This is a genomic window from Mucilaginibacter phenanthrenivorans (genome assembly GCF_024721155.1).
Classification (GTDB): domain Bacteria; phylum Bacteroidota; class Bacteroidia; order Sphingobacteriales; family Sphingobacteriaceae; genus Mucilaginibacter; species Mucilaginibacter phenanthrenivorans.
The window spans coordinates 41,392-64,591 of the sequence record NZ_JAHVAP010000023.1 but is presented as its reverse complement, the minus strand read 5'-3'; the positions used below and the strand labels follow the sequence as shown (position 1 = coordinate 64,591).

The following is a 23,200-nucleotide window of genomic DNA, read 5'->3' as shown; positions in this document are numbered from 1 at the left end:
ATTAACTATCTCACAATAAACTAATCTTTTCCACCAAATCGGCCAAACGGCTGGAGTAGCCCATTTCATTATCGTACCAGCCAACTACTTTAACAAGCCCGCCCACTATTGAGGTAAGCTGGGCATCAAAAATGCAGCTGTGCGGGTTTCCCAATATATCGGTTGATACTATAGCATCCTCGGTATACTCCAAAACATTTTTCATCGGCCCTTCTGCGGCCTTTTTAAATGCCAGGTTTATCGCCTCAACTGTGGGTTGTTTTTTTAGGCTACAGGTAAAGTCGGTTAATGATCCATTTAGAACAGGCACCCGTATTCCGGCGCCGCCCAGGCGGCCGTCCAAATGCGGGAATATAGCAGTTATCGCCTTGGCGGCCCCGGTAGTTGTCGGAATAATTGAACCCGATGCTGCCCTTGCCCTGCGCAAATCCTTATGAGGTGCATCGTGCAGGTTCTGGTCACCTGTCATGGAATGCACCGTAGTAATGTATCCGTCAATAATACCCCAGTTATCATCCAGTATTTTAACCATGGCAGCCACATTGTTGGTTGTACACGATGCGTTTGATAGTATCGGAGATTTTAGGTCTATCATTCCGTCATTAACGCCCAGCACAACGGCGGGGATGCTTTTATCGGTCCCGGGCGCGGATATGATTACCTGTCCTGCCCCTGCCTCCAGGTGCTTTTCCGCCCCTTGTCTTGACGTGAATTTACCTGTTGATTCGATAACAAGGTCTATTTGCAAATCCTTCCAGGGTAACCTCTCGGGATTGGATTCCGAAAGTACTCTTATTGCTTTTCCATTTATTATTAAATGATTTTCATCAAAATCAACCGAGCCTTTAAAGCCGCGGTGAACCGAATCGTATTTAAAAAGATGCGCAAGTGTTTTAGTATCTGTAAGGTCATTTATCGCTACAACCGAAATCCCTTGTCTTTCCAGGATATTCCTCAAAAAAATCCGCCCTATCCGCCCAAACCCATTTATAGCAATCCTCATAGTAGTAATAATAATGCGACAAAATTAACTAAAATAAAAGGAAGCGACAGAACGGACCTGTTAACTAAAAGTCAGGTTTTTAAGGAAGTTGAAAATGCTTAATTAAACGAACAGGTTGCGCAATGCAAGGCTTTCGCGTTCTTTTGAACGAAGGAAGAAAGTAATGATCCAATTACATACCAGCGAGATCAACACGATCAACACAATAAGAATTGAATTGCCATAAGACTTAAGCAGCAATACCATTATAATTGATGAAATATTAGCAACTGTTAAAATAAGAGTAGTTTGCAAGTGGTTAAAACCAAGCTTCAGCATGCGGTGATGAATATGGTTGCGATCGGCTGCAAACGGAGAGTTACCTTGCAGGATCCGGATAACAAACACACGTATGGTATCGAATACCGGGCCTATCAGTATAGCCACTGTTAATGCAGGAGCGCTGTATAGCTCAGGCAGCTTAGTGGCGGTAATCATATTTACTTCCATAAACTTTAGTGCCATTACTGCTGTTATCAGCCCGATCAATAAAGATCCGGTATCGCCCATAAATATTTTTGCAGGTGTAATATTGAAACGTAAAAAGCCCAAAATAGCTCCGGCCATGGCCATTGAAACCGCAGCCAACTCATATTGCTTAATATATATAAACAATATGGCAAAGGCGCCGTTGGCAATAATGCCGGTAGTTGCGGCCAGGCCGTCAATACCGTCAATTAAGTTAAACGCGTTAACAACTAATAAGATTATTAAAATTGATAAGCCAACGCTCACAATGTATGGTAGTTCATAAATTCCGAATACACCGTACAATCCGGTTAAACGGATATTGCCTAACAATACAAGTATGGCACACACTACAAACTGAATAATAAGTTTCGTATTTGAGTTTACACCCGAAAGGTCATCCTTAATACCCATGGCGAACAAAATTATACAGGCCGTAAGCAGATAGTTTATCGGCAAAGCCTTATTGGTCATACAGAATAAAAGGGAAGTAATTGTGAAGCCAACAAAAATGGCAACACCGCCAAGCCGGGGAATGCCGTGATCATGTTCCTTCCTGAAATGGCCAAGATCGTCATATAAGTGGCGGAAGCGGGCTACGTGCAGAATTGATGGGATGGCAAATGTTGTTATCAGTAACGAAACAGCAACGATAAAAATGTAGTATAGAAAAGTGTAATTATGTAGAAATTCCATCATCATCCCGTTACGCTAGTTATACAATAGTTAATTTAATGCTGCAAGTAAATAACAATTGTTAATTTAGATTGTCAGTTATTATTAACATATTAACATTTACATCCTTTGATTAAAAGTATTGTATCAGCTTTCGTAACGGCTTAACAATTATTGTAATAATTGGAAACGAAATTCCGTTAGTCCGCATTGCTTTTAAATCAAACAATAATCCTTTTACGCGGCTGCTGAAATTTTTGTTACTCTTTCCGCCGATTTTCATTTTAATTATTACTTTTTCAATATAAAATGCAGATAACTTATTGATATACAGGAATCTTAACATCAACTCATAATCGGCAGCGGTACCATAATTAAGGCCGTAGAAGCCGAATTTTTCGAATAAATTTCGTTTACAATAGAAAGTTGGGTGTGGTGGCATCCATCCAAAGTTGAGACTTTTGGTGGTGTATTGGCCCGATCGCCATTTGCGTATAACCTTCCCGGATGCGTTTATGTAATCCAGGTCGGCGTATACGATATCAACATTATTTTTTTTAAACGCTTCGGCTATATTGTCTAAAACTGTATCATCGGCAAAAAAATCATCAGCATTCAACATTCCAACCACATCGCCTGTAGCCAGTTTAATGCCTTTGTTCATGGCATCATAAATGCCCTTATCAGGCTCAGAAATAACGCGACTTATAAAATGTTTATAATTATTAACGATGTTGATAGTTTTATCCGTCGATCCTCCATCAATAACTATATATTCAACATTGTTAAATTTCTGCGCTATAACCGACTCAATACAGCTTTTAATAGTGTTTTCGGCATTGTAACAAACACATCGGGCTTTAAAGAACCTATTATTATCAGCGTATTGGTATTAGGGATTTTTTTATATCCTAATTATAAACGGCTGGTTACCATAATATTTGGCCCGGTACTTATCCTGCTTTTTATGTTTTTGCCCGCCTATGTAAACAGTTTCAGGCAAAATGTATGGTCAGGCGACGAAACTTCAGACGATGCTACACAAATAGCCCTTGATGCTACGCTGAATACAGATACTGAGGACACTTCCAACTGGATCTTTCTTTGTTATCGCCTCAGCGAAATAGACATGTTTACCAGGTATGTTAAATCAACCCCAAGCCAGGTAGATTATTACGGAACACAAATTTTGAAACAATCGGCCATCGCGATAGTGCCAAGGGTATTCTGGCCATCGAAACCCAATACGGAGGAACTGATAATGCAGCGCGTTTATGATGCCGGCGTAGTTAATCGAAGTTCAAGCGTGTCCGCTAAGCCGGCCTTTGTAGTTGATGCCTATTTGTCGGGAGGGGCATGGGGTATCTTTATTTTCTTATTTGCATACGGTGCCGTAGCGCAAATAATTGCCGTAAAAGCCGAGGAACTTTTTGGTGGCTATATCTTAGGAACAGCACTTATATTCAGCGGCTTGTTCCAGATCTTTTGGCGCGGATTAAGCTTCGAGTTCCTCATCAACTCCGTATTCTGGAGTTATATAAGCATGCTGGCTATCTTTAAGGTTTTGCGATCGAGAAATATATTAAAGGAAATTTGAGAGTTTTACAGATCTGTGCGGCGTACAAACCCGCTTACATATATGGTGGCCCAACCATGTCTGTTTCCATGCTAAGTGAGCAACTGACGAAGGCGGGCATTGATACCAAAGTTTATGCAACCACCGCTAACGGGAAGGAAGAGTTACCAGTGCAGCCTAACCAGCCTTTAAATGTTGATGGCGTAACAGTAACTTATTTCAAAAGGATCACCAAAGATCATTCCCATTTTTCACCGGCGCTTTTAAAAAAACTATGGTGCACAGTAAAAAGCTTTGATGTTGTCCATATCCATGCATGGTGGAATTTAGTATCCCTTTTCTCCTGCCTCATCGCGTTAATGCGCAATGTCCCGGTTGTGGTGTCACCAAGGGGAACGCTGAGCCCTTATTCATTTCAAAATAAAAATATCGGTGTAAAGTGGTTCATTCATCATTTACTGGGCAAACCGTTATTACAGCGCTGCAGCATCCATGTAACATCAGGCAGGGAGAGCGAAGCTATCATTGCGCTTATTAAGCCCCGAAATATTACCAACCTGCCCAACTTTGTTAAACTGCCTGCTGATTTGCCTGGAGCTGCTCAATCTTTAGCTGTTTTAAAACTGATCTTTCTTTCAAGGATAGAAGAAAAGAAAGGGTTGGATCTTTTAATAAACGCGCTGCCATTTATAAATTTCCCATTCAGCTTAACTATTGTCGGAAGCGGCGAAAAAACTTATGTAGATGAGCTCAAAGCATTAGTTAGAAGAAATGGTGATGAAGCAGATGTTTATTGGATAGGCTTTCAAAATGATAAAAAATTTGAAATATTGGCGCAGCACCACCTCCTTGTTTTACCCTCACACGATGAAAACTTTGGCAATGTAATTATTGAAAGCCTGAGCCAGGGTACGGCGGTCTTAGTAAGCCCGTTCGTTGGCCTGGCAGATTATGTGGTCTCGAATAATCTTGGTTGGCAAAGCGAATTGAACGCCGCAGCTATAGGTAATATGATTAATTTTATTCACGGAAAACAGGATGAGCTGAACAGGATCAGGGCAAGTGCACCGGCAAAAATTGCTGCTGATTTTAACGAAGCTAACCTGGTTGCACAATATGTAAACATGTACAATAACATAATTAATGGCTGATTACATCGATTACGGATACCACAGCGACGCGCCAACCCATAACTTTAGCTATCAGCTGAACGACCTGGTAGCCATGCTTGATAAGGACAGAAACAAGTATATTCTCGACCTTGGTTGCGGCAATGGGTACCTTGTAAACTACCTGCTTACGCTTGGTTACAATGCCTACGGCACCGATGCCTCCGAAAAGGGGATCGGCATTGCTCAAAAAACAAACCCGGACCGCTTTTTTGTGCAGGACCTGTCGTCAGATGCATTGCCGGCTCAGTTACAAAATATTCCGTTCGATACCATCATTACTACTGAAGTTATCGAGCACCTATATAACCCACAGGCGTTTATTGAATTCTGCAAACTGCAATTAAAGCCGGGTGCTGAGATTATAGTAACCACGCCTTACCATGGTTATTTGAAGAACTTAATGCTCAGTATTTTTAACAAGTGGGATCAGCATCTCAATCCCCTTTGGTTGGGCGGACATATCAAATTATGGTCGAGAAAGACTTTGAGTAAAGTATTAACGGATGCGGGGTTCACGGTTACTCAATTTAAGGGCTGTGGCCGGATTCCTTATATATGGATGAGTATGATCATCAAAGCAAAATTATAGTGAACAGCGAATTTTCATTTATTATAATCACTTATAATGAAGAAATTCATTTACCGCGCTTGCTTGCCTCTATCCAAAACCTCGGCGCAGCTATTTTTATAGTAGATTCCGGCAGTACGGATAATACCATCTCGATAGCAAAAAACTACGGGGCCACTATTTTACAGCATGCCTTTGAAAATCACCCCAAGCAATGGGATTTTGCTTTAAAAAATTTCGACATTAAAACGCCCTGGATAGTTTGCCTTGACGCCGACCAAACAGTAACCCCCGAACTGAACGAGCGCTTGCACAATTTTAAAGATGACGACCATAAAGATGTAGATGGCATTTACTTCAGCCGGAAAAATTTCTTTAAAGGCCGGTGGATAAAACATGGCGGCTACTACCCTTTCTACCTGCTTAAAATGATCCGGTATGGCGTTGGCTACTCCGATCTGAACGAGAACATGGATCATCGTTTCATTGTGCCGGGCAAAACCGAAATCTGGAAGGACGGCTTTATCCTTGAAGAAAACCTGAAAGAGAATAATATCAGCTTTTGGATCGAAAAGCACAACCGCTACAGCGACCTGGTTGCTCATGAAGAGGTGGAGCGGATGATGCAACTGCGCTCGCAAACCGTAAAGCCACACTTTTGGGGCTCGCCCGATGAACGTACCGCAAGGTTAAAACAGCTATGGTGGAAGCTACCCCGCTACGTAAGGCCGATGTTATATTTTCTTTACCGCATGTTTTTCCAGCTGGGTATTCTCGACGGGCAAACCGGTGTGATATTCCACTTTCTGCAAGGCTTCTGGTTCCGGCTTATTGTTGATGTTAAGATTGATGAGATCCTTAAAAAGAAGAATCCCGAAAATGTGAACACCGGGCACTCCCCATTAAGGTTTATCTTGCTATTTGTAATCCTATTCGCGGCGTTCTACTATTTCAACATCTTCTTTTTCGGTGTTACATCGCCGGGCAATCATTACAGCGCATTTCTTGCCGATAACCTGAACTATATACAAGGCTTACGATGGCTTTTGTTAAAAGCTAGTGCGGCTGTACTGGGTTGGTTTGGATTTACTGCTGTAACCAATCAGTACGAACTTTTGGTAGCCGGCAGGGGCGTTATACAACTGGTATACTCCTGCCTCGGCCTGGGTGTGATCAGTTTTAACTTTTGGTAGCCGGCAGGGGCGTTATACAACTGGTATACTCCTGCCTCGGCCTGGGTGTGATCAGTTTTTTTGCGGCGTTCGTTCTGGCATATCCCGCAAAATTAAAATCGAAGATCATCTTCCTGGTCAGCGGCATATTGGGGATCGAACTTTTAAATATTTTACGCTTTGTGCTTCTTGCCCTGTTCTGGCATAAAAAGGATAATCGAATTGTTGATCATCATACCGTTTTTAATATCATAATATATGTAATTATCGCCATTACCCTTTACTTTTGGGTAAAACGCACTGATGCGCTGAATGATGCAAAAAACTGACCTGTCATTATACAATAACGCACCGTTTCATCCCGGGGGCAATGCTTTTAAAAGGCTGCTTTGGTTTTATGTAAACGCTGTGTTTTTAAAGACAAGCTTAGTGCCATCCAGTACTTTCAAGGTGTTTTTGCTGCGTTTATTCGGGGCGAGGATCGGCAAAGCGGTTACCATAAAACCCGGGGTAAATGTTAAATATCCCTGGCATCTCACTGTTGGCAACCAAACCTGGATAGGCGAAAATGTTTGGATTGATTGCCTTGTTCCAATTAGCGTCGGCAGTAATGTCTGCCTGTCACAGGGGGCAGTTTTACTCACCGGCAGCCACGATTATAAAAAAACAACATTCAATATAACCGCCGGCGTGACACTGGAAGATGGTGTTTGGATCGGTGCGGGTGCAATGATCAACCTTGGTGTAACCGTGGCATCACACGCCGTGCTCACCAGTGGTTCGGTGGCTACTAAAAACCTTGATGCCTATTCTGTTTACCAGGGAAACCCAGCGGTGAAGATCCGCGACAGGGTCATCTCCTGATTCTTTTGAAAATACGTATTTTAACATCGTTTTGAACCTGTTTATCAATTATTAATGCCATTTACACAAACTAGATTCTATAAGATCATCCTTTGGGCCACAGGGATAACTGTGATAACTTTAGGGATTATCCTTTTCTTCATCCCACCGGCACTTTTCCCGGACGCAGCCAACGGTTTGCATGTACTGCGTTGTATGAATTTAGGCGGCCCGTTTAACGTTTTTACAGCTCCTGATCAAAGTGATATTACTCAAAACTACGATGAATATATGGTCTGGTGGTCGCCCGGTCAATATTTAGTGCCCTACTTTTTTAAGCTAAGTTCAAGTGTTAACACAGGGCAGGCACTTTCAATAACGGTTGCGCTCGCTCAAATCTGCGGGCTCGCAGGTTTTTATACGTTCTTTAAAAAGATCGGCTTTACGCCATTTGTTTCTGTGTTGAGTCTTTTATTTATCATTTGCCAGCTGGCCTTTGCCTTCTTTGTTCCTTATGTGTTTTACAGCGGCGGCGAGGTACTGATTTTTGCTTTTGAGGGCTGGTTCTTATATGGCTGCGTCGTACTGCGAAAAACAGACTGGAAGCTTTTACTTTTTGTTCTCCTATCGGGATGGATTGGTTTCTTCTGCAAATCGTCGTTCCTGTGGATGTATGCCGCAGGGCTTTGCTGTTTGTGGATCAGGCTATCATCAGGCGGCGCCGGTGTTATCGAATGGATAAAAAAAGGATTATGGATAGGTATTTCTGCCGCACTATCGGTGGGCAGCATTTATATATTTTTCCTCTCCAAAGGACAGAGCCCTGCCAGTGTTTCAAAAGGGATCAAGTTTGCTGCTGAAACCTTTACGTTCCCGCTTTCTACCCCATTGCTTTCCGGGTTTTCATTGGACGATTTTTTCCACGGTCTGCTTTTTAACTTTGGCAAGCCGATGGTAGCACATCAGTGGGCGGTATTGATAGTTGTGGCGCTTGCTATTTTAAGTGTATGGTTGGTTATTACTATCGTCCGCAAGGTTCCGAGCAGTAATTACAAATTATTTGTCCTTGTTTTTTATGGTGCGGCATTCCTCTTTTTCGGGGTAATTTATTTAAGGCAATTGAATATCTCCTACGAGGCAAGGCATTTCCGGATCATCGGCATTTTAGTGGTTCCGGGAATTATCTATTTAATAAGCATATCGAAGCGCATTTACCAGGTGGCATTTACTGTTTTATGCCTGGGAATAGCCGCTTATAGTTTTAACTATTTATTTAAAGGATTCAGCATCAATAAAAACCTTAGCGCCAAAGGAAATACAGGCATCTCACAAATCAATATCGATCAGCAGTCGCTTAACGCAGTAATGAAACTCGACCGGGAGAATAAGAATGCAGTATTTGTATTTATTTCAAACGACTTAGGACTCGAGATCATGCATAACAGGATTATCACGTTGTCGCCCATTGCCGATGATTTTAAAATAGATATGGACGAATACACGTATGATGGTTTTGCAGGTCCGCTGTTTATTGTATTGCCCGAAAGCTACAATGGACCAAAAGAAAAGCTGATAATGAAATCGTTCCCTGGCTATGCAGGATTTAACTTATCCATGCTAAGTGATAAATATGTGTTGTATGCCGCTAAGTTGAAAAGGTTGTAGTTGTTGTAAGAGTTGTAAATGTTTTTTCTACCCACTACAACATTTGCAACCCTTACAACCTCTCCCTAACTAAGAATTAATTTCCTTCCAAAGTAAATCCTTCAGCTGATCGATGTTTTTCTGGGCCACCGAGGAGATAAAAATAGAGGGAACATCCGCCGGAAGTTCCTTTTTCATTTCATCCATCAGCTCATCATCAAGCATGTCCGACTTTGTTACAGCCAGTACCCTTGGCTTGTGAAGCATCTCCGGGTTATATTCCTTTAATTCGTGCAGTAAGATCTGGTATTCTTCCTTGATGGTACGGTTAGTATCGGCCGGCACCATGAATAACAATACTGAGTTACGTTCGATATGTCTCAAAAACCGAAAGCCTAAACCCTTCCCTTGCGATGCCCCCTCTATTATCCCGGGTATATCAGCCATCACAAACGATTTTCCGCCCCTGTATGCAACTATTCCCAGGTTTGGCACTATAGTGGTAAACGCATAATCTGCAATCTCTGGCTTAGCCGCGGATACTACAGAAAGCAAGGTTGATTTACCTGCATTCGGGAAACCTACCAGGCCAACATCTGCCAATACCTTTAACTCTAAAATATTCCAGTCTTCCTGGCCTTCTTCGCCGGGTTGTGAATAGCGTGGGGTTTGTTGTGTAGATGTTTTAAAGTGCCAGTTCCCCTGCCCGCCCCTGCCGCCGGGCGTTAAGATCCTTGTTTCGCCGTCCTCTGTAATCTCGAATATAATTTCGCCGGTTTCCGCGTTTTTCACTGTGGTACCCAACGGCACTTCCAGGATCTCGTCCCTTCCCGTTTTACCGCTGCGTAGTGAACTTCCGCCCGCATCGCCGTCGCCTGCAATTACGTGCTTACGGTATTTAAGGTGCAGCATTGTCCATAGCTGGGCGTTACCTTTTACTATAACGTGCCCGCCACGACCACCGTCACCACCATCCGGACCGCCTTTTGAAGTTAATATATCGCGGTGCAAATGCGCAGAACCGGCCCCTCCGTGGCCAGAGCGGCAACAGATCTTCACATAATCAACAAAATTTGAACCTTGAGACATTTTTATTTGTTTTGAGTCGGGAAAGTCCGAAAGTCAGTAAAGTCCGAAAGATACTAAGCGAACTGCCTAATCTTCCGGACTTTACTAACGATCTATACCTTCAGGACTATATTCTTCCTTCTTTCGGACTTTACTGACTTTCCCGACTTTCGGACTTAATATGAACTTATAATCGCATTAATAGCATCAAAAATTTCGTTAACCGAACCGATGCCGTTTATGCTTTTATATTTATTTTGACCTTGATAAAAACCGGCAACAGGTGCCGTTTTATCGTTATATTCTTTTATTCTTTTACGGATAACTTCCGGGTTAGCATCATCAGGCCTGCCTGAATCTTTGCCTCTAAGCAGTAAACGCTGCTCCAGCTCATCGTCATTAACTTCAAGCGCTATCATGCCCGATATGGGTGCATTTTTACTTTCAAGCAATGTATCTAATGCTTCTGCCTGTGCAACAGTACGTGGAAAGCCATCAAAAATAAACCCTTTAGCATCCTTATTGGCATCCAGCTTGTGGCTGATCATGCCGATAACTACCGCATCCGGAACCAATTTGCCATCATCCATCAGTTTCTTTGCTTCTAAACCAAGCTCGGTTCCCTGTGAAATCTCACCGCGCAATATGTCGCCCGTTGATAAATGGATCAATCCGTATTTCTCTATAAGTTTTTGTGATTGTGTCCCTTTCCCAGCTCCGGGAGGACCAAACAATACCAGGTTCAGCATGCTTTTATCAAATTAAAAGCCTTTCGGTACTATACAGAAAGGCTTATTAGTCATGAGTCAGAAGTCGTGAGTAATTAGTCTCTAAGCAAAATCAGAGGTTTTGACTTTAGACTTCGGACTACTGACTTTGGACTTAAACAAGTGCACTTGAAGGGAGTCGAACCCCTAACCTCCTGATCCGTAGTCAGGTGCTCTATCCAATTGAGCTACAAGTGCTTTTTTTAACGGACTGCAAAAATAGGATTTCTTTTCATTCCGTTATAATTTTTTTCAAATTACTTTACCGCTTCGGCAATTGCAGCAAAATCAGGCAGGTCGCCGGCTGATTCTAAAACCTCTGCATAAACTATATTCTGCTCTTCGTCTATTACAAATGCAGCGCGTTTTGATACACCCTTCAAACCAAATGCAAACTGCTCATATATAGCGCCATACGCCGTTGAAACCTCTTTATTAAAGTCGGACAAAAGCTCAAACTGGTAGTTGTTCTCTTCCTTGAATTTTGCCAGGGTAAAAGGAGAATCAACAGAGATCCCTAATATGGTAGCGTTAAGGCCATCATAATAGCCAAAATTATCGCGCATGGTGCACAATTGAGTTGTACAAACACCTGTAAAAGCCATTGGGAAAAAGTGCAGCACTACTTTTTTACCTTTAAAATCGGCTAATGAAACTTCTTTTAATGCTGATGAAACTAAAGTGAATTGCGGAGCGGCTGAGCCTGGTTGTAATGACATAAGTAGTTTTTTTATGCAAAGGAATGATAATAAAATGAATGTTTGTTTTGATAATGTAAAAAGTTTCAAATATCTGTTTTTGTAACCGATAATATTACCAACCCCATTTTAATAAGAGCTATTTTAGAGCATTAATTTTCCAAATGAAAACCTTATTGAACCTGTTAAGTCTTTTTGTTTTATTTCCCCACATTCTTTGTGCGCAAAATAAGAAAACAGGTTATGTAAGGCTAACAGGAACCGTGACCGGGAGAACGGCAACGGTTATGTATCTGTCTTATTCGGATGAAAATAAAAAAAGGCATAACTATAAATCGAGGGTAAAAAACAAGGCGTTTTATTTTGAGCTTCAACTTAAAAGTCCCGTAGACGCCTGGCTAATGCGGGATGGGAAACCAAAGTCGGAAAATGAATCATATGCCAGCGAAATATTCCTGTCTCCTGGTACTATGACAGTGGATGTTGAAGGAAATCATTTTGACCGTGCTAAGATAACCGGCTCTGCCATGCAAAATGATTTGGACGGTTTACAAGAACTGATGAAGCCAACTAACAAGGTAAAGGATTCTTTGTACAATGAGCTGTTCAAAGTTGAAGCAGCCGGTAATACGCCAAAAAACCACACCGCTCATGTAAAAATAGCAAGCCAGATAGACAAGTACAATGAGCATGGAAAACATATCGATTACAACTTTATAAGTACTCATCCCTCCTCCTATTTAAGCGCCTATTTGCTGGATAACTATGTTGCTGGAAGAACACTTCCACTTGATTCCGCTTATGCATTTTATAATTCATTCGCATCGGCCGTGAAAAGTAGTATAGCAGGGTTATCTGTAAAAAATAATTTAGACCAGCGAAAAATTTCCGCCGTTGGAAGCATGGCTCCATTATTTTCCAAAACAGATGTAGCAGGGAGATCGCTTAATCTTAAATCATTTATAGGTAAGCATTATTTAATACTTGAGTTTTGGGGAAGCTATTGCGTTCCTCAACGTGAAGAAACCCGGCATCTAAAACAATTATATAATAAGTATCACAGCAAGGGTTTAGAAGTAATAGGCATATCCTTTGATTTTTCCAAAAAGGAATGGGAAACCGCCATAGCGAACGATAGTACAGCTATATGGCATCACGTACGGGCAAGGAATGCCGGCGACGATGGCTTGTGGGGGCTATACGATATTCAGGGACTGCCCCCCTCCTTGTTTATTTTAATTGATAACAATGGTAGAATAGCCGGGCGTTATCGGGGGAAGGCAAATTTCGACTTAAAAAAACATGGTGAAGGCAATATGGCAGATCTGGATAAAAAAGTGCATGAGATAATGGGCGCCGATGATAAAAAGTGAGCTTTACTTGCATAACTAAATATTTAGTTATAGCTTTATCGAAGCTTAATTCATCATTATGTTTAGAAACTACATCAAAACCGCATTTCGCAGCTTATTAAAAAACAAAGGATTCACATTCATCAACATCCTGGGGCTTGCATTAGGCCTGGCAACCTGCCTGCTTATTGTTTTTTATGTGATTGATGAGTTGAGTTACGACCGTTTTAATACCAAATACGACAGGATTTATCGCGTAAATACCGATCTTAAGGCCGGCAGCAATGAAACCTCCTTTGCCATAACAGCGCCGCCGGTTGGCGATGCCCTGCTAAAAGAATTTCCTGAGGTAGAAAGATCAATGCGGATAGGGCAGGGTGTAAATGTCCGCTTTAAAAAAGGCAATGAAGTTATAGATGAGAAAAAAGCATTTTATTGCTCCGGCGGCATATTTGACATATTTACCTTACCCATGCAGCACGGCGATCCAAAAACTGCGCTTGCCGAGCCTCATACAATTGTTATTACCCAAACCATCGCCCTGAAATATTTTAATACCACAGATGCGGTTGGTAAAACCCTGTTTTTGGTTACCGACAGTACCAGTTATAAAGTAACAGGGGTTATTGAAGATATGCCCGCCCAATCACATTTTAAGGCTGATCTTTTTATAGCCATGGGGCCTAATCATGATAACAGTTGGGCACACTTTAATACCAATACCTATATCCTTCTTAAACAGGGTGCTGATCGTAAAAAATTGGAATCAAAGTTTGCCGCCCTTATCCGCAGAAACGAAACCACTCCGGCTTTTGACTACAATAAATTTGAAGCAAAGGGCAATTATATCAGACTTAATTTAACGCCACTAAACGAGATCCACCTGCACTCAAACAGGCAAAGGGAACTTGGGATAAATGGATATGTGCAATACATCTACATATTTTCGGCTATCGCCATATTTATATTGATCCTGGCTTGTATTAACTTCATGAACCTTTCAACGGCACGTTCGGCAAACCGTGCCCGCGAGGTTGGCGTACGCAAGGTGTTAGGTTCATCGCGTAAATATTTGATAGCGCAATTTCTGTCGGAATCGATAATGGTTACACTAGCAGCTACCGTTATAGCTGTATTTGCGGCTTGGGCTATATTGCCTTTGTTTAATCAAATCGCCGGGAAATCATTAGCAATAACTGCCCACACATTTACATGGCTGTTACCAGCAATGCTGATTATTATAATTGTGGTTGGAGTGCTTGCCGGGTCGTACCCAGCATTCTTTCTTTCCGCTTTTCAACCCATCCAGGTTTTAAAAGGGAAATTAGCCACAGGTTTTAAAGGCAGCTTTCTGCGCAGCTTTTTGGTGGTATTTCAGTTTTCCGTATCCATATTCCTTATTATTGGTACACTTGTCATCTATAATCAGCTCACTTATATCCGGAATAAGGACCTTGGCTTTAACCGAAACCAGGTGTTGATAATAAAAAACGTTAGTTCCATTGATCCGAAAGTACTAAAGGAGCAGGTTAAACAATTACCGGGTGTCCTCAATGCCACCCTGACGCACTACCTGCCTACCTCAAATTTAAGCGCCCTGAATTATGTTGGTGCCGGCACAGTTAAAAATATTGAAACTCAGTTTTGGCAGGTAGACGCCGATTATATCAGTACCATGGGGATGAAGCTGGTACAAGGCCGTAATTTCAATGCGCAATTCCTTACAGATTCAAACTCGGTGATCATCAACGAAACAATGGCAAAAATGATCGGCTACAAAGGTGATCCCGCAGCGAAAATAAAAGATGGAAAAGACTACCAGATCATCGGCGTGGTAAAGGACTTTAATTTCAGTTCCCTGCGGGATAACATCGCCCCCGTAATGCTGGTAATGAATAATGATTGGATGGCATCACTAAGTGTAAGGCTCAACACCGCTAATTTGCCCTCGTTAATGCAAAATATCGAAAACAGGTGGAAGGCACTACAGCCTAACCTGCATTTCGAATATTCCTTTATGGACGATGATTTTAACGCACTGTATAATAACGAGCAGCGCATGGGCAGCATCTTTATTGTATTCACCACGCTGGCCATTATTATTGCGTGTCTTGGTTTATTCGGCCTTGCAGCCTACGCCGCCGAGCAGCGTAACCGCGAGATCAGCATCCGTAAGGTATTGGGCGCTGAAGTAGCCACAATTGTGGCCCTGCTATCTAAAGATTTTGTTAAGCTGGTATTGATCTCTATCATAATAGCTACCCCGCTGGCATGGCTCATTATGCAGAAATGGTTGCAGGGGTTTGCCTATCGTCAAAATATTCAATGGTGGGTTGTGGCAGTTACCGCTTTGGGGGCATTAGCAATAGCATTTATTACGGTTAGCTATCAAAGTATAAGGGCCGCATTAGTGAACCCGGTGGATAGTTTGAGGAGTGAATGAGCGGGAGTCTGAAGTTCTAAGTCTTGAGTCTGAAGTCAAAAGACTATCGACTTTAGACTCAGGACTATTGACTTTACTCCTATCTTTACCTAATGAAAGCCATCGTTATAACCCAGCCCGGAGGCCCGGAAGTTTTGCAGCTTGCTGAACGCCCCACCCCTGCCTGCGCCGATACCGAGGTGTTGGTAAAGGTACACGCCGCCGGTATTAACCGCCCCGATGTTTTCCAGCGTAAGGGCAACTACCCACCACCACAGGGAGCCCCGCAGGATATTCCCGGACTTGAAATTGCTGGTGTTATTGCCGAAGTTGGCGCCAAAGTTACCCACTGGAAGGTCGGCGATAAAGTTTGCGCCTTGGTAACAGGCGGTGGCTATGCCGAATATTGCAATGTACCCGAAGGACAATGTTTACCTATCCCCGGCAATCTATCCTTTGAGGAGGCGACATCCCTGCCCGAAACATTCTTTACCGTGTGGAGCAACGTGTTTGACCGGGGGCAATTGAAGGGTGATGAAACCCTGCTGGTTCACGGTGGGTCAAGCGGGATAGGCGTAACGGCTATCCAAATGGCAAAAGCTATGGGGCACACCGTATACGTAACCGCAGGCTCGGCTGAAAAATGCAGATTTTGCGAAGAACTCGGCGCTGCTAAGGCCATCAACTATAAAACGGAAATTTTTGCCGATGTTATTAAACAACTCACCTACGGCAAAGGTGTTGATGTTATCCTGGACATGATCGGCGGCGATTATACGCCCGATAACCTGAAGTCATTAGCCGACGAGGGGCGGCTGGTATTAATCAATGCCATGAACGGCAAGGATGTGCAGGTTGATCTGTCCGTTGTGATGCGGAAGCGTTTAAATATAACCGGCTCCATGCTGCGCTCAAGGGAGATTGCGTTTAAAGCCAAAATCGCTCAAAAACTTGAACAGGTTATCTGGCCACTGATTGCATCGGGCAAAATAAAGCCAATAATAAATAAGGTTTTCCCTGCTGATAAAGCTGCTCAAGCCCATAAGCTGATGGAAAGTGGTGAACATATCGGGAAAATTGTTATCAGTTGGCAGGTGTGAAAAAGTCGATAGCCCATGGTCGATAGTCAATAGCAATTCCGGGATTTAAACTATGGTCCATGGACGATCGACTATGGGCTAAAAAAAACTTGCAACTCCTATTTTAATATTTGTATATAAATCATAACTTTGCGCACCGAAATAGCAGGTGTATTTTTTATGCGTACTATTTCATAATAAATACTTTAAATTACCAGGTAATATATGCCAAACATTGGAAAAATATCACGGATCATCGGTCCGGTAGTTGACGTAAGCTTCGCTGATGACGCTCATCTTCCTAAAATTTATGATGCATTAGAGATCACAAAGGAAAATGGTCAGAAGGTTATTTTAGAGGTTCAACAGCATTTAGGTGAAGATCGCGTTCGCGCAATCGCCATGGATTCAACCGACGGTCTGCTACGCGGAATGAAGGTTACTGACTTGGAATCAGCTATAAAAATGCCTGTTGGCGAAGATATTAAAGGACGTGTATTTAACGTGGTTGGTGATGCCATTGATGGTATTGTTAATCTTGATAACACTAACGGCCGCCCTATCCACGCTGCTCCTCCAAGGTTTGAGGATCTTTCTACCGAAACTGAAGTATTATTTACCGGTATTAAGGTTATCGACTTATTAGAGCCTTATGTAAAAGGTGGTAAGATCGGTTTGTTTGGTGGTGCGGGTGTAGGTAAAACCGTATTGATCCAGGAATTGATCAACAACATTGCAAAAGCATACTCTGGTTTATCAGTATTCGCCGGTGTAGGTGAGCGTACCCGTGAAGGTAACGACTTACTGCGCGAAATGCTTGAATCAGGCATTATAAAATATGGTGATGCATTTATGCACTCCATGGAAGAAGGCGGATGGGACCTATCAAAGGTAGACCCTGAAGCATTAAAAGACTCAAAAGCAACCTTCGTTTTCGGACAAATGAACGAGCCTCCTGGTGCACGTGCACGTGTGGCCCTTTCAGGGTTAACCATTGCTGAATATTTCCGCGACGGTGATGCAGAAGGTAAAGGTCGTGATATCTTATTCTTTATCGATAACATCTTCCGCTTTACACAAGCAGGATCTGAAGTATCGGCGTTGCTTGGCCGTATGCCATCAGCGGTAGGTTACCAGCCAACTTTGGCAACAGAGATGGGTAACATGCAGGAACGTATCACATCAACAAAACGTGGTTCAATTACATCAGTACAGGCCGTTTACGTACCTGCGGATGATTTAACTGACCCTGCACCGGCAACAACATTTGCCCACTTAGATGCTACAACTGTACTTTCACGTAAAATTGCCGAGCTTGGTATTTATCCTGCGGTGGATCCTTTGGATTCAACCTCACGTATCCTTAGCGCAGCTATCTTAGGTGACGAGCACTATAACACTGCACAACGCGTTAAGGAAACCCTGCAACGCTACAAAGAGCTACAGGATATTATCGCCATCCTTGGTATGGATGAGTTGAGCGAAGAAGATAAATTGGTTGTATCACGCGCACGCCGTGTTCAGCGTTTCTTATCACAGCCGTTCCACGTTGCTGAGCAGTTTACGGGCTTAAAAGGTGTTTTGGTTGACATTAAGGAAACCATTAAAGGCTTTAACATGATTATGGATGGTGAAGTGGATGAATATCCTGAAGCAGCATTCAACCTTGTAGGCAGCATTGAAGAAGCTATCGAAAAAGGTAAAAAATTATTAGAAGAAGCGAATAATTAATGTGCGGATGCGGGGATGTGCAGATGTGCGAATTGAAAGCGCGATCTGCACGTTTGCAAATCAAACATTAAAATAATCCGCACATTTGCATATACGCACATTTGCACATCTAAAAAACATGACATTAGAAATTCTTACTCCCGACAAAACCATTTACGAAGGCGAGGCTACCTCGGTAACCCTTCCCGGTACTTTGGGATTTTTTGAGATCCTGAACCACCACGCCCCTATCATCTCTACCTTAGAGGATGGCAAGGTTACTATCCGTGGCGGCAGCGCAGGTAAGGAAGAAACATTGTTTATAAAAGGCGGCGTTGTTGAAGCATCGAACAACAAGGTTGTTATTTTAGCCGAAGGTATTCAGCAGAAATAGCATTAGCCCCTTTCCCTTAATTGATATTGAAGATCCCTGGTTAATAGCCGGGGATTTTCGTTTTATGAGGAATTTTGAAGCCGGATAGGTTATCATTCGCACATTTGCACATCCATAATTCGCACATTCTCACCTATACCAGGTATTCAAACAACGTCTGATCCTTATTCAGCTCTACAACCTCGAAGCGGTTTTCCTCCATGCGTTTTAACAATGCAGGATAATCTTCGGCTGATTTTAGTTCGATGCCCACCAATGCAGGGCCATTTTCCTTGGATGTTTTTTTTATGAACTCAAACCGGGTGATGTCATCACCCGGACCAAGCACGTTATTTACAAACAGCTTCAAAGCACCCGGACGCTGCGGGAATTTAATGATAAAGTAATGCTTGAGTCCCTCATACAGCAGTGATTTTTCCTTGATCTCCTGCATGCGCTCAATGTCGTTATTACCGCCGCTTACTACGCAGACTACCTTTTTACCTTTTATTTTATCCTTGCAGGCGTCAAGTACAGCCACCGATAGCGCGCCTGCAGGTTCAACAACAATGGCGTCTTCGTTATAGAGTTTTAAAATAGTGGTACATACTTTGCCTTCGGCTACGGTAAGCATTTCATCCAATACCTCTTTACAAAGCTCAAATGTTAGCTTGCCTACGGTTTTAACGGCTGCACCATCCACAAAACGGTTAATATCCGGCAGACTAACCGGGCCACCATGTTCAAATGCCTTAAGCATGCTGGGTGCGCCTTCGGGCTCAACGCCTATCAATATGATGTTTGGATTCTGTTGTTTCAGGTAGCTGCCTGTACCAGCTGCCAAGCCGCCGCCACCGATGGGCATTATTACAACTTCGGTGTCGGGCAGGTCCTCCATGATCTCCACGCCAACGGTGCCCTGACCCTCTATAATGCTGTAATTATCAAAAGGCGGGATAAAGGTCATTTGGTGGACCTGCGTGTATTTAAGCGCTTCTAAAAGGCAATCATCAAACGTATCGCCCACCAATACAATCTCCACATGCCCATTGCCGAACATTTCTGTTTGGGTGATCTTCTGCTTAGGGGTAATCTCCGGCATAAATATTACACCTTTAGTTCCCATTTTATTGCAAGAGAATGCTACCCCCTGCGCATGATTACCCGCACTGGCGCATACCACGCCACGGCTTAACTCATCGGCAGTAAGCTGGCTGATCATGTTATAAGCGCCGCGAAGTTTATAGGAGCGTACAATTTGCAGGTCCTCGCGTTTCAGGTATACCTCACAATCATAAGCTTTGGATAACCCGTTATGGTATTCAAGCGGCGTGTGCTTTACAACGCCCTTTAGCCGCTGCGAGGCGGCTTCGAAATCTAATTTAACATCAGACATGGTGAACTATTTAATTTTACCCTTTCAGGATAAAAAAGATAACATTGTCATTGCGAGCGAGGAACGAGCGCGGCAACCGCATACTTTACAGAGCGGCTCTGCTAAGTTCGCGGTTGCTTCGTTCCTACCCATGACAAGTTATACATCTTAGGGTGGGGTGTCACACTGAGGCACTCGAAGTGCGACGTGCGCAGAGGCCAATCCGCGTTTTAGGGTGGGGTGTCACACTGAGGCACTCGAAGTGCGACGTGCGCAGAGGCCAATCCGCGTGCTAAGCATGGTGCAGAGGCCTTTGTCCACATGCTTCGAGTGCCTCAGCATGACATCCCTTTCTTGTCATTTCACCTTCGCAATCCAGCGCATTTTTAAACTCGCAAGGACAAGGTTTATATTTGATTATTAATAAAACGGTTATACGTTCTTCGCCAGCCAGTCGCCTACTTCGCTTGTTTTGTAGGCTTTGTTTTTACCGGCAAGGTCTTCTGTTACAATTCCTTCTGCCAGGGATTTATTTACAACTGTTCTGATCGCTTCGGCTTCGTCCTTTAATTTAAAGGCATCTTCAAACATCATAGCTGCAGACAATACAGTTGCCAGCGGGTTTGCAATATCCTTGCCTGCTGCCTGTGGATAAGACCCGTGGATCGGCTCATATAATGAAGTATGCACACCAACCGAAGCAGATGGCATTAAGCCCATTGAACCTGAAATCACAGAAGCTTCGTCAGTTAAAATATCGCCAAAAAGATTTTCGGTGATCATCACATCGTATGTGTTTGGCCATTGAACCAAACGCATGGCAACGGCGTCAACAAACTCGTAGCTAACCTTTACTTCCGGATAATCCTTCTCCATGTCCTGAACGGTTTCGCGCCACAGCCGGGAAGTTTCCAGCACGTTGGCTTTATCTACACAGCAAAGTCTTTTACTGCGGGTCATCGCCATTTCAAAGCCTAATTTTGCAAGGCGCTGAATTTCGGCCCTTGTATAAGTACAGGTATCGAAAGCTGTATTGCCATCATCCAGCCTGCCTCTTTCGCCGAAGTAGATACCGCCGGTAAGCTCGCGCAGGATGATCATATCTGTACCTTCAATACGCTCTCTTTTTAATGGTGAGCTATCAATTAAAGATGGAAAGGTAAATGTAGGGCGAACGTTAGCAAACAGGCCAAGCTTCTTGCGCATTTTTAAAAGCCCCTGCTCCGGGCGAACTTTTGCCTTTGGGTCATTGTCATAACGCGGATGGCCAATAGCACCAAACAAAACGGCATCAGCTGCCATACAAACTTCGTGGGTCGAATCCGGGTAAGGTTCGCCTACTGCATCAATTGCTGCTGCACCGGTTAAAGCCGGGGTCCATGCAATCTCATGCCCAAATTTTTTTGCTATTGCGTCAGATACTTTAACTGCCTGGTCAATAACCTCAGGCCCGATGCCGTCTCCTGCTAAAAGTGCGATATTAAGTTTCATTTATTTTGTGTTTGTATTTAGTAAACTTTTCCTTGTAATTCCTCGCTTCGTTCAGAACCACAAAGTTGTTATTTTTTAGACGTATGACAATTTTAATTAATACATCTGTTTTAACTAACCTCTGATCACCAGCCGCTGATCTCTATATGATATTCAGCATCTTCTGTGTTGCCTTGATAGCGCAAACCGTTTGATCGGAATCCAATCCCCTGGTTATGAATTTTTTGGTATCGGTTTTCCAGGTGATGATGGTCTCGCAAAGCGCATCGGAGCTACTGCCTGGGGCTATCCGTACGGCGTAATCTATCAGCTTTGGTAAGCGTCTTTCCTTTTTATCATAAACCTTTGCCAGCGCCTTCATAAAAGCATCAAACTGGCCATCGCCCTGCGCATTTTCTTCAAACTTCTCCCCGTCTATCTTCACCGCAATAGTGGCAGATGGACGCAAGCCCATAGCATTTGTTAAAACGTACGATTCTACGACAACCTTTTCTTCATAAAGGCTGCTATCCAGCACATCCGAAATAATGTAGGGCAGGTCTTCTTTTGTTACGGTTTCCTTTTTATCTCCTAACTCTATAACACGCTGAGTAACCTTCTTTAGGTCGGCGTCATTTAGCTTTAGGCCAAGTTCCTGCAGGTTCTTTTCAATATTGGCTTTACCGGATGTTTTGCCCAAGGCATATTCCCGTTTCCTGCCGAAGCGTTCAGGGAGCAGGTCGTTAAAGTACAGGTTGTTTTTGTTGTCGCCATCCGCATGGATACCGGCTGTTTGGGTAAACACATTATCGCCAACAATTGGCTTGTTAGACGGGATTCTTACGCCCGAAAACGTTTCAACCAGCTTGCTTACTGTATAAATAGATGATTCCTTAACGCCTATTTCAACTTCAGGTGCAAAATCATTTATAACAGCAACGGCGCTGGCCATGGCGGCATTACCTGCACGCTCGCCCATACCGTTTACGGTTAGGTGTAGGCCACTAACGCCTGCCTTTACAGCTTCCAAAACGTTGGCTGTACCTAAGTCATAATCGTTATGCGCATGGAAATCAAAATGAACGCCCGGGTATTTACCGATCAAATCAGTTAAAAACTTAGCGGTTTCAGCGGGGGTTAACACGCCAAGCGTATCGGGCAATAAAATCCTTTTTACTGGTTGTTTGGTAATGAAATCCAGGTATTGGTACACGTACTCCGGTGAGTTGCGCATACCATTACTCCAATCCTCCAAATAAACATTGGTAGCTATGCCCTTGCTTTGCGCAAGTTCAATTACATGGGCAATTTCGGCAAAATGTTGTTCGGGAGTTTTTTTAAGCTGATGGATTAAATGGTTTAGCGAGCCCTTGGTTAACAGATTCTGAACCTTAACCCCAGAGTTCACCATCCAGTCGATGGAAACGCCGTTATCAACAAACGACAATACTTCGATGCGATCAGAATAGCCGTTTTCCTCGGCCCAGATCAAAATGCTTTTAACGGCATTGAATTCCCCGTCGGATACACGGGCAGAGGCGATCTCAACCCTGTCGACATTGAGCTCTTCCAGTAAGAGCTGAGTTATGGTTAATTTTTCTGAAATGGAAAAAGACACGCCCGAGGTTTGTTCTCCATCGCGAAGCGTAGTGTCCATTATTTCTAATTTCCTTTTTTCCATTGTAGTGGATGTATTAGGCTGGTTGTTGGGAGTCAAGACAGTAAG

Annotated in this window: 18 protein-coding genes, 1 tRNA gene and 2 pseudogenes; 11 read left to right on the top strand and 10 right to left on the bottom strand. The window is 43.2% G+C overall.

The genetic code is table 11. The annotated features are described in order from the left end of the window. Positions 1-10: 10 nt before the first annotated feature. The 3 genes from gap to KXD93_RS29980 all read right to left on the bottom strand — a co-directional run bounded on the left by gap (position 11) and on the right by KXD93_RS29980 (position 2,987). Complete coding sequence (gene gap / locus KXD93_RS29990; protein WP_258141247.1) at positions 11-1,003, bottom strand: type I glyceraldehyde-3-phosphate dehydrogenase; 993 nt, start codon at positions 1,001-1,003, stop codon at positions 11-13. A 102-nt stretch (positions 1,004-1,105) separates the two neighbouring features. Continuing rightward, positions 1,106-2,212, bottom strand: coding sequence for an MraY family glycosyltransferase (locus KXD93_RS29985; protein ID WP_258141246.1), 1,107 nt, complete (start codon positions 2,210-2,212; stop codon positions 1,106-1,108). Between the two features lie 106 nt (positions 2,213-2,318). Beyond that, entirely contained in the window at positions 2,319-2,987 is a 669-nt protein-coding gene (locus KXD93_RS29980; protein ID WP_258141268.1) for a glycosyltransferase family 2 protein, read from the bottom strand. A 51-nt stretch (positions 2,988-3,038) separates the two neighbouring features. On the opposite strand from KXD93_RS29980, the pseudogene KXD93_RS29975 reads away from it, so the two are divergent. The 6 genes and pseudogenes from KXD93_RS29975 to KXD93_RS29945 form a co-directional block, all read left to right on the top strand. Further along, positions 3,039-3,782, top strand: a pseudogene (locus KXD93_RS29975) (exosortase Y-associated Wzy-like protein); the annotation flags it as partial. Continuing rightward, positions 3,779-4,912: an XrtY-associated glycosyltransferase XYAG1 gene (locus tag KXD93_RS29970; protein ID WP_258141244.1), complete on the top strand. Its 1,134-nt coding sequence runs from the start codon at positions 3,779-3,781 to the stop codon at positions 4,910-4,912. The pseudogene KXD93_RS29975 and the gene KXD93_RS29970, both read left to right, overlap by 4 nt. Then, the gene (locus tag KXD93_RS29965) at positions 4,905-5,522 is read left to right on the top strand and encodes a class I SAM-dependent methyltransferase (RefSeq protein WP_258141243.1); all 618 of its coding nucleotides are present in this window, start codon (positions 4,905-4,907) and stop codon (positions 5,520-5,522) included. The genes KXD93_RS29970 and KXD93_RS29965 overlap by 8 nt, the downstream gene beginning before the upstream one ends. Next, a pseudogene (locus KXD93_RS29960) lies at positions 5,522-7,002 on the top strand (glycosyltransferase). Before KXD93_RS29965 ends, KXD93_RS29960 begins: the two are co-directional and overlap by 1 nt. Beyond that, entirely contained in the window at positions 6,986-7,537 is a 552-nt protein-coding gene (locus KXD93_RS29950) for a WcaF family extracellular polysaccharide biosynthesis acetyltransferase (RefSeq protein WP_258141240.1), read from the top strand. The pseudogene KXD93_RS29960 and the gene KXD93_RS29950 overlap by 17 nt, the downstream one beginning before the upstream one ends. Positions 7,538-7,591: 54 nt before the next feature. Further along, positions 7,592-9,181, top strand: coding sequence for a hypothetical protein (locus tag KXD93_RS29945; protein ID WP_258141239.1), 1,590 nt, complete (start codon positions 7,592-7,594; stop codon positions 9,179-9,181). Between the two features lie 69 nt (positions 9,182-9,250). Here KXD93_RS29945 and obgE read toward each other — a convergent pair whose 3' ends face one another. The 4 genes from obgE to KXD93_RS29925 all read right to left on the bottom strand — a co-directional run bounded on the left by obgE (position 9,251) and on the right by KXD93_RS29925 (position 11,714). Beyond that, on the bottom strand, positions 9,251-10,249 hold the full coding sequence (gene obgE / locus KXD93_RS29940; RefSeq protein WP_258141238.1) for a GTPase ObgE: 999 nt from the start codon (positions 10,247-10,249) through the stop codon (positions 9,251-9,253). Positions 10,250-10,404: 155 nt separating this feature from the next. Then, positions 10,405-10,977, bottom strand: a complete 573-nt coding sequence (locus KXD93_RS29935) for an adenylate kinase (RefSeq protein WP_258141237.1) — start codon at positions 10,975-10,977, stop codon at positions 10,405-10,407. Positions 10,978-11,119: 142 nt separating this feature from the next. Then, positions 11,120-11,193 (bottom strand) — tRNA-Arg (locus KXD93_RS29930). A 59-nt stretch (positions 11,194-11,252) separates the two neighbouring features. After that, a complete protein-coding gene (locus tag KXD93_RS29925) occupies positions 11,253-11,714 on the bottom strand; it encodes a redoxin domain-containing protein (protein ID WP_258141236.1) in 462 nt (153 codons plus the stop codon). 143 nt (positions 11,715-11,857) lie between these two features. On the opposite strand from KXD93_RS29925, the gene KXD93_RS29920 reads away from it, so the two are divergent. The 5 genes from KXD93_RS29920 to atpC all read left to right on the top strand — a co-directional run bounded on the left by KXD93_RS29920 (position 11,858) and on the right by atpC (position 18,650). Then, a complete protein-coding gene (locus KXD93_RS29920; protein WP_258141235.1) occupies positions 11,858-13,066 on the top strand; it encodes a TlpA disulfide reductase family protein in 1,209 nt (402 codons plus the stop codon). 58 nt (positions 13,067-13,124) lie between these two features. Further along, the gene (locus tag KXD93_RS29915; RefSeq protein ID WP_258141234.1) at positions 13,125-15,488 is read left to right on the top strand and encodes an ABC transporter permease; all 2,364 of its coding nucleotides are present in this window, start codon (positions 13,125-13,127) and stop codon (positions 15,486-15,488) included. Between the two features lie 92 nt (positions 15,489-15,580). Next, positions 15,581-16,567 (top strand): NAD(P)H-quinone oxidoreductase, encoded by a 987-nt coding sequence (locus KXD93_RS29910; protein ID WP_258141233.1) that lies wholly within the window; start codon positions 15,581-15,583, stop codon positions 16,565-16,567. 204 nt (positions 16,568-16,771) lie between these two features. Next, positions 16,772-18,277 (top strand): F0F1 ATP synthase subunit beta, encoded by a 1,506-nt coding sequence (gene atpD / locus KXD93_RS29905; protein WP_258141232.1) that lies wholly within the window; start codon positions 16,772-16,774, stop codon positions 18,275-18,277. Positions 18,278-18,395: 118 nt separating this feature from the next. Then, positions 18,396-18,650, top strand: a complete 255-nt coding sequence (gene atpC, locus KXD93_RS29900) for an ATP synthase F1 subunit epsilon (RefSeq protein WP_258141231.1) — start codon at positions 18,396-18,398, stop codon at positions 18,648-18,650. Between the two features lie 133 nt (positions 18,651-18,783). Here atpC and ilvA read toward each other — a convergent pair whose 3' ends face one another. The 3 genes from ilvA to KXD93_RS29885 all read right to left on the bottom strand — a co-directional run bounded on the left by ilvA (position 18,784) and on the right by KXD93_RS29885 (position 23,155). Continuing rightward, a complete protein-coding gene (gene ilvA, locus KXD93_RS29895) occupies positions 18,784-20,025 on the bottom strand; it encodes a threonine ammonia-lyase IlvA (protein ID WP_258141230.1) in 1,242 nt (413 codons plus the stop codon). Positions 20,026-20,436: 411 nt separating this feature from the next. Continuing rightward, the gene (leuB, locus tag KXD93_RS29890) at positions 20,437-21,495 is read right to left on the bottom strand and encodes a 3-isopropylmalate dehydrogenase (RefSeq protein WP_258141229.1); all 1,059 of its coding nucleotides are present in this window, start codon (positions 21,493-21,495) and stop codon (positions 20,437-20,439) included. Between the two features lie 142 nt (positions 21,496-21,637). Next, positions 21,638-23,155 carry a hydroxymethylglutaryl-CoA lyase-like TIM-barrel protein gene (locus tag KXD93_RS29885; RefSeq protein WP_258141228.1) on the bottom strand — a complete coding sequence of 506 codons (1,518 nt, stop codon included), beginning with the start codon at positions 23,153-23,155 and terminating at the stop codon, positions 21,638-21,640. Positions 23,156-23,200 lie beyond the last annotated feature (45 nt).